At 44.6% G+C, this 1,710-nt stretch carries 2 protein-coding genes; both read right to left on the reverse strand.

Annotated elements, in window-relative coordinates:
- Positions 1–309: 309 nt before the first annotated feature.
- Entirely contained in the window at positions 310–924 is a 615-nt protein-coding gene (locus IG627_RS20550) for a hypothetical protein (protein WP_193195166.1), read from the reverse strand.
- The coding region (locus IG627_RS20555; protein WP_193195168.1) for a hypothetical protein at positions 914–1,710 on the reverse strand (797 nt) is incomplete at its 5' end. The genes IG627_RS20550 and IG627_RS20555, both read right to left, overlap by 11 nt.

Raw genomic sequence — 1,710 nt, forward strand, 5'->3', positions numbered from 1 at the left:
TTCATAGGCGGTGGTGAGGCCGTTGCCGAGCCTGACTTCCTTGACCTGGCCGCGCACGGTCATGTCTTCGACCGTGTAGTAGAAGCCCTCGCCGACTGGGGCCTCCAGGTCGCGCACACCCTGCTTGTAGCCGTAGAGGTTGTAGATGGTCTCCACGCCATGAGGTAGTGGTCATGCTCGACAGCCTGGAACTGGTCGGTTGGCCCCCAATAGAACTTGCCAGCTCATGAGATCCCATATTCTCTACCCCACACGACTGAGCGGCGAGGCAACGTCATGTCACAGCGCCAGAGGTGGGCGATGGTTCACCTATTCTAAAATTGGCCCAAGCGAGAAAACTTCGCCACCATCACCGGTTAAATAAAACTTGACGTAAAACATTTTCTCATTACAAGAAAAGTCCGCACTATAACCTATCGTGGCAGCATCCAATTTATGCAATCCGATCCGATCAATTTTTTTTAATTTGTTGTTGCATAACTTCAAATACCCATTTCCAGAAAGATTTTTAATAAAATTAAATGCTCTCAACATCGAATAATCATCAATTTTGCTTTCAATTTTAACAATCTTTTCTTTATATTTTTCCCAATCTTGACAACTCTGTTTAGACTTTAAAAAGATAGCTCCGTCTATGTACCCTTTCTGATTAAACTCTTCATCTAGGATCAGGAATTTCCCTTTGTCATTCTTATACTCATCTAGCGATTGAAAAATTTTGACTCTGCAAGTTTCTTTGTACAGATCATTTCCCTTATGGACTTTTATATAGTATCCATCACTACCCAACCTGCTAAATGGGAACCATTCTTCTCCATATTTCGCATCTAACTCCTCTACGTTTAACGCTTCTTGCGCAGTTGCACTTAAATAAAATAATGCCCCTAATGCCAAGATGAGGAAATGCCGAAATTTAATTTCCATAATATTTCACCAACATTTGGTAATCTTTAATGGTAAGAGCCCTAGCCTCTGCATAACTTCTGATTGACCCCGTAGAATTGTAATCATGATTAAAACCTATAGCATGCGCGAACTCATGTGCTGGGGTATCAACTCTAAAACGTGCACCTGCATAGTTTTCCATTACAAATCTAATTTCCCCTGACCCCACTCCAGCACAAGCGGCTGCGCCGGCCGGGCACCCACCATTTTGTAGTGACAAAGATTTGCTGACAGTTTTAAAGACTATTTCTGCCCCTCCACCTAATGCTCTGCAAATAGCATCACATGGACCAAATTCGCTAAGATTTACTGTCAACTTATTCTTACCACCAAACTTCTGAGTGAAACTGTTTTCAATTTGTTCCGCCCAAGAATCAATAATAGCATCGTCAATCGTACTCTGATTTTCATAGGTTAGATCTAATACATGTTCGACTGTACCGTCTGCATGTTTGATTTCTTTAAATTTTTTCTTGATTTTTGAATTGGCTACAAATTGATCGCTTATATCGTCAGGCTCTCCCCCGTGTCCATCCGCTTGACCACCGCTTTGCATAGCCCAAGCAAACGCAGCCGTTGCGGCGCCGCTAATGAACTTACCACCGGTCGCATCCGAAATAGCCCCGGAAACAAGCATCCGCGTGACCAAGCCGGTGTCCTTGCTGAAACCTCCTCCGACTCCTGCCGACACAAATCCATGCCCGAACTTGCCGCCGCCTAGAGTAGAGACGACTCCGCCCACAAAGCCGCGCACAGCGAAGGCTT

The sequence above is a fragment of the Microbulbifer taiwanensis genome, from assembly GCF_014904815.1.
Taxonomy (GTDB): Bacteria; Pseudomonadota; Gammaproteobacteria; order Pseudomonadales; family Cellvibrionaceae; genus Microbulbifer; species Microbulbifer taiwanensis.

Coding starts and splice junctions, on each gene's coding strand:
- IG627_RS20550 (WP_193195166.1), bottom strand. CDS start 924: ATGGAAATTAAATTTCGGCATTTCCTCATCTTGGCATTAGGGGCATTA.